The following is a 5661-nucleotide window of genomic DNA, read 5'->3' on the forward strand; positions in this document are numbered from 1 at the left end:
GCTGACCAAAGGAGCAGAAGAATACGTTAACGGAAGCCTCAAAGAGGCTTTTAGGTCATTTGACAACGCCACCACCGTCGACCCGGAGAATGCAACCGTCTGGTTTGCCCGGGGGATGGCCCTCAGCGGTCTGAAAAGATACGAAGAGGCCATTTCGTCCTATAATAAATCCATCCGGATCGATGACAAGAATGCAGACGTCTGGTATGCCAGGGCGACAGATGAAAGCTATATTGGCAGGATGAACGATTCTCTTGCTTCCTATGATCAATCCCTGCAGATAGATCCAGAGAACAAATTCGTATGGTATGACAAAGGCAATTCTCTCCTGGAATTGGGCCGATATGAAGAGTCCATAACCTGCTATGATCAGGCCATACTAATCGATGGAAACTGGAGCAGGCCCTGGGATAGTAAGGGTTATGCGCAGGGAGAGCTGGGCCGATATGAAGAGGCCCTGCAGTCATTCGAAGAGTCCATAGACATCTATCCCAACAGCTCTCAGTCCTGGTATGGCAAGGCTCTGGCATTGCGCAGCCTGGGAAGGGCCCAGGAGGCAGAAGAGGCATGGAGCACATATCTGGATCTGAGCTATGCCCATATCAGCTTCAGCGATAACCGCGGAGAGTCCATGGAGGACGCCATAGTCATTATGAATGCAAGAACCGATCTTGAAGGGGTAGGCTCAGAGTATTATTATCTGGAAAAGAGGTTCGGGACGGATGCAGTGGACAGGGATCGCATATCTCAGTACCTGGTCGAGGGTGAAGAGGGCAGATCCTATGATGTGCTGGAGGTCCATCTTACATCCGGAGAGAATGCCACCATATACTTTGACATTACTGACTTCTATGGAAAAGGATTCGTCTAAAGCCGAAACTCTTGCAGAAAAAATAGGAGACGATAATCGATGTCAATAGAGGATAACAAACGCATTGTACTTCGCTTTTTCGAGGAAGGACCATCCAAGGGAGACTTGAGAGCCGCAGATGAGTTGCTGGCTCCAAACTTTGCCCTGCATACACCGCTTCCATCAGCTCCAGGAATCAAGGGAATGAACGATGTGATTACAGCATGCAGGTCAGCCTTCGAGCATCTGAATGTTACCGTAGAGGATATGCTGGCAGAGGAGGATAAAGTCGCTGCACGCTTCACAGCTCGCGGCATACACAAAGGTGCTTTCATGGATTTAGTGCCCACAGGCAAATCCATAACCATGACAGGCATCGAAATCTTTCGGATAGAAAACGGAAAGATCGCAGAGCTCTGGGGTGAGGCCAACTTGCTTGGGCTGATGCAACAGCTAGGGATCTTTCCGCCCTCGGGAAAGTAAGGATAGATGATCTGGCAGGAAGCTTATGGCTCTTCGCTGAATAATGTGGGTGAGTTAAGGCAGGGAATATGGCCTCTGTTCCTCTGCGTCTCTGTGGTTGGGTCAATGCATAGCGGTTCACCACAGAGGCACAAAAGACACAGAGAATTCCCGGTTCAAAGTTCAACCATATCAAATGGCGAGGAGCCAAGTTTATGTTCCCCATACCCCTCAATTGAATCCTAAAGCATCCCTGAATCCCGATTCCTGCCATTGAAGATCTTTAATGCTTCAAACCATAGAATGCTCCCTATCCCGGCAGTAAAACAAATGGCTATATCAATAAAATGCAGATAGGCAAAGCTGAATAGCTCTCGAAGGAATGGAACATATATCGCCATTGCCAGGAAGACCAGGGCCCCTCCCCCCACCCACCAAAGGGCAGGATTGGGGGTGCTCATTGTCTCCAGGATGGTCCTGGTCCAGGATCTATTTGCCAGAATAAGGCCCAGATTAGCAAAAATGAGGGTGGTATAAGTCAGTGCCCTGGCTTCGGCCTCACCCTGACCACGATAGAGTGAGACGGTGAAAACTGCCATGACTATGACCAGAACGCTCAAGCCTTGAAGCAGACTGAGCCCCAATGCATGACTGCTAAACAGAGGCGCATTTGGATCTCTGGGCGGCCGGTCCATCACATCTGCCTCCTCAGGCTCGGCCTCAAAGGCAATTGAGCAGGCGGGATCGATGATAAGCTCCAGGAAGACCACATGAACCGGGAAAAATATCAATGGCCATCCCAGGAGCACGGGAATAAGCGAAATGCCTGCAATGGGCACATGTATGGCTAGAATGTAGGCCATGGCCTTCTTGATATTATCAAATATTCTGCGGCCTGATTTTATCGCCTTGACAATGGACGAGAAGTCGTCGTCCAAAAGCACCAGAGATGCTGACTCGCGGGACACGTCTGTGCCCCGGCCTCCCATGGCTATTCCGATATCGGCAGCTTTTAGGGCGGGTGCATCGTTCACGCCGTCGCCGGTCATGGCCACAACCTCTCCATTGGCCTTTAGGGCTTTGACAAGCCTAAGCTTCTGTTCCGGCACAACGCGAGAGAAAATGGAGGTACCTCGGACCTTCTCCTGAAGTTCTTGATCGCTCAGTATTGCCAGTTCAGGACCGGTGATGACCTTATCTGTTGGCAGGCCAATTTGCCTGGCTATAGCATGAGCAGTGCCTGGATAGTCTCCAGTTATCATCACCACTCGAATCCCGGCAGAATAGCATTCCTTAATCGCCTCAGGAACGCATGGCCGCACCGGGTCTTCCATTCCTATCAAGCCCAGAAATTCAAACTCGAAGTCGTGCTGTCCATCGGGCAGATCGGTCTTTTGGAATGAGGCCTTGGCTACACCTAATACGCGCATGCCCTCATTGGCCATGGTCTGGATGTTATTGGATAGTTCTTTTTGCCGATCCGGATCGATGTGGCATAGTTCTGCAATAGCTTCAGGCGCACCCTTGGCAGCGATCACATACTCATTTCCCGAAGACGATCTCCAGACGCGGGACATGGCCAGCAACTTCTTTGATAATGGATACTCTCGAACCAGCTCCCAGTCCCTGTGGATGTGCTCAGTTTTGGCCAGGTAGTCCTCGCCCAGCTTTTTGAAGGCCTTCTCCATGGGATCGAAGGGATCCATCTGACTGGCCAGAATGGAAAACTCAACCACCTCATGAATGGCCTCTGGCAAATTGTCTCTGCCATCATCCAGTTCGACAGACTCGCCATTAGCGAATATCTTTTTCACCTTCATGCGGTTAAGAGTCAAGGTACCAGTCTTGTCCGTGCAGAGCACAGTGGCAGAACCTAGCGTCTCTACCGCCGGAACACGCCGGGTTAAGACGTTATTCTGAGAGATTCTCCACGCTCCCAGCGCCAGAAATACTGTCAAGACCACGGGGAACTCTTCAGGCAGCACGGCCATGGCGGTGGTTATGCCCGCCAGTACTCCTTGCAGCCAGTTGCCTCGGGTCAGACCATAGGCAACTACTACCAGTAGACACAGGCCCAAACCGAGCAACGCCAGGTTGCGTACCAGCAGGTTGGTCTCTTTCTGAAGGGCCGTCTCCTTGGACTTGACCTGCTCCAAAGCTCTTCCAATCTTGCCGATCTCGGTGTTTATTCCCGTAGCCCTGGCCACTGCCACCCCCTGACCCTGCACAACCAGGCTTCCAGAGTAGACGAATGGCAGATCATCTCCACCCGGTCTGGCCATCACAGGCGAGTCGGTCTCAGAGCATACCTTCCGGACAGAGACCGATTCACCTGTGAGAAGGGATTCATCTGCGGAAAGATTGGTGCAGCTCAGCAAAACTGCATCCGCAGGCACGCGGTCGCCTTCTGCAAGAACAATCAGATCTCCCGGGACTACATCCCTTCCGGCTATCCGCTTCTCCACACCATCCCGGATTACCAGTGCACGCGGGCTAGACATGTCTCGCAAGGCCTCCAGGGCCCGCTCTGTCTTGCGTTCCTGATAGAAAGTGATACCCATAACAACCAGGACAGAGCCCATTAGTATCAGGGCCTCTTGGAGATCTCCAAGCAAAAAATAAACCAGCCCGCCCGCTACCAGGAGCAGGAACATAGGCTCCTTGACAACTTCAAAGGCAATGGCGAAGGCGCTGCGGGGTTTGGTTGAGGGTAGCTCGTTGTAGCCTACTTCTTTTAGCAGTTTTGCGGCCTCGGCTTCGGTGAGGCCTCCAGCGGTTTTTATATCAAAATCCTCAGCCAATAACGCAACCTCTTCCTGTACAATAGTCCGGGTATTTTCGTTGTTAACCCTGGGTGAAGAGATAGATATCAATCCATTGGTCTTCGGTTAAGAGATGATCAGCCATTTGAGGATTCGAGGGCCTTTCAAAGCTCGGGCCATGATTATATGATTCGAGGCATGACTCGGGTTATCAGACCCAATATGCACAAAGGCAAAGATATTGGGTTCGGCTCCTAATGCGGTTTTGAAAGAAGCTAAAATCGATAGAGATTATTGGATCTCCTCGACGGGAGCCAGAGAGGACTTATGCGTCTGCTCATTAACATCGTTCTGATCTTGCTATGATAACTCCCAACGATAGCTTCGTTTATCATACATCCGAATTGCTCATATGGCCGCAGTGCGCGGACGGGCGCTTGCATGCACGCGGGGATGCCCAACGGGGGGCAGGAGGGCGATGGAAGTGCAAAGGTTTTTATCAACACAGCCATAACATATCTGACGGAGGCGTGATCAGTTGGTTTGCTCAGATAACCTGGAGGTCAAAAATTTGATGTCACCTGTCGTTAATCCTGTAAAGGCTAACTCTGAGACAGGCAAAGAGTTCATCGAGGGCATCAGAGAAGGCCTGGAGGATTTTGCTGAGGGCCGCTGTAAGGTCTTCAAGGATGCCGATGAGCTATTGGCCTACCTGCTAAAACCCTGATTTATCCAATTTTGATCCTTCATGGCATTTAGGCCCCTCCTTCCAAGTCATTTTCATAAGCAATTCAAGAAGCTGACGAAAAAGGATGCTGCTTTGGAGCAAAGGTTTGGGAAGAAGATCAAAGCGATATGTGAAAATCCCGAAATAGGAGAACCCAAAAGCCACAACTTGAAGGGCCTTAGAGGCGACCATGTAGATCCTTTTGTGATTATTTACGGCGTATTCGGCGATTTCATCGTTTTTGTACATGTAGATCATCATGATAAAGCGTATGCCGCAGCCTATGAAATAGCAAAAGCTCTTACTGAAGATGAAGGGCTGCTAGCAACACTCGCAAAGGTAGGCGTTACCTCTGAAGAGCTTGTGGCCTTGTAAAATCGATAGGTAAGTAGAGGCGATATCACCTAACTTTTGTTCTCTATACTTCTTGTCATCTGCAAGTTTTATCGGTGAAAACGCTCTGAGGTTGGATTTTCGGGCATCTTCCCTGGGGTTGCCCGCACGGCCCGCAGCGCGCGGGCGGGCGCTTGTATGCACGCGGGGCCATCCTCTAAGCTATAAATTGAAAATATTGACGGAGTTCGTTATGGGGACCATCGACCTTACGTTAATCAGAATCCTCTTATATGGCCATTCCTCAATGGATGATATGCATGGAGGAATAAGCAATGATGCGGCTTTGATCGTTGTGGAACCGCAAAACGATTTTACAGAAGGTGGTGCATTGCCTGCGCAAAACGCAAGCGAAGCGATCACGGTAATCAACAAAATCATTCCGAGATTTCGGTATGTTATTGCCAGCAAAGATTGGCACCCGCCAGACCATTGCAGCTTTGCTATGGAGTGAACCCCTCCGAGTG

General features: G+C 50.5%; 6 protein-coding genes. 5 read left to right on the forward strand and 1 reads right to left on the reverse strand.

What is annotated here, in order from left to right; translation table 11 throughout:
* Together BP822_RS11370 and BP822_RS11375 are read left to right on the forward strand one after the other, a co-directional pair.
* Window positions 1–871 (forward strand): tetratricopeptide repeat protein (locus BP822_RS11370; protein WP_286878318.1); only part of this gene is annotated, 871 nt, incomplete at its 5' end.
* A 39-nt stretch (window positions 872–910) separates the two neighbouring features.
* Window positions 911–1333 carry an ester cyclase gene (locus tag BP822_RS11375; protein ID WP_286878319.1) on the forward strand — a complete coding sequence of 141 codons (423 nt, stop codon included), beginning with the start codon at window positions 911–913 and terminating at the stop codon, window positions 1331–1333.
* 221 nt (window positions 1334–1554) lie between these two features.
* Here BP822_RS11375 and BP822_RS11380 read toward each other — a convergent pair whose 3' ends face one another.
* Window positions 1555–4113 carry a cation-translocating P-type ATPase gene (locus BP822_RS11380; RefSeq protein WP_349681854.1) on the reverse strand — a complete coding sequence of 853 codons (2559 nt, stop codon included), beginning with the start codon at window positions 4111–4113 and terminating at the stop codon, window positions 1555–1557.
* A gap of 535 nt (window positions 4114–4648) precedes the next feature.
* Between BP822_RS11380 and BP822_RS11385 the strand changes: the two genes are divergently transcribed.
* From BP822_RS11385 to BP822_RS11395, 3 genes are all read left to right on the forward strand, one after another.
* Entirely contained in the window at window positions 4649–4801 is a 153-nt protein-coding gene (locus tag BP822_RS11385) for a hypothetical protein (protein WP_157863722.1), read from the forward strand.
* A gap of 21 nt (window positions 4802–4822) precedes the next feature.
* The gene (locus BP822_RS11390; protein WP_273278133.1) at window positions 4823–5176 is read left to right on the forward strand and encodes a type II toxin-antitoxin system RelE family toxin; all 354 of its coding nucleotides are present in this window, start codon (window positions 4823–4825) and stop codon (window positions 5174–5176) included.
* A gap of 211 nt (window positions 5177–5387) precedes the next feature.
* Window positions 5388–5648, forward strand: a complete 261-nt coding sequence (locus BP822_RS11395; RefSeq protein WP_286878321.1) for a hypothetical protein — start codon at window positions 5388–5390, stop codon at window positions 5646–5648.
* Window positions 5649–5661: the final 13 nt, after the last annotated feature.

This window comes from Methanosaeta sp. UBA458, from assembly GCF_002496085.1.
GTDB lineage: Archaea > Halobacteriota > Methanosarcinia > Methanotrichales > Methanotrichaceae > Methanothrix > Methanothrix soehngenii.

Coding starts and splice junctions, on each gene's coding strand:
- BP822_RS11385 (WP_157863722.1), top strand. CDS start 4,649: ATGTCACCTGTCGTTAATCCTGTAAAGGCTAACTCTGAGACAGGCAAA.
- BP822_RS11375 (WP_286878319.1), top strand. CDS start 911: ATGTCAATAGAGGATAACAAACGCATTGTACTTCGCTTTTTCGAGGAA.
- BP822_RS11390 (WP_273278133.1), top strand. CDS start 4,823: ATGGCATTTAGGCCCCTCCTTCCAAGTCATTTTCATAAGCAATTCAAG.
- BP822_RS11395 (WP_286878321.1), top strand. CDS start 5,388: ATGGGGACCATCGACCTTACGTTAATCAGAATCCTCTTATATGGCCAT.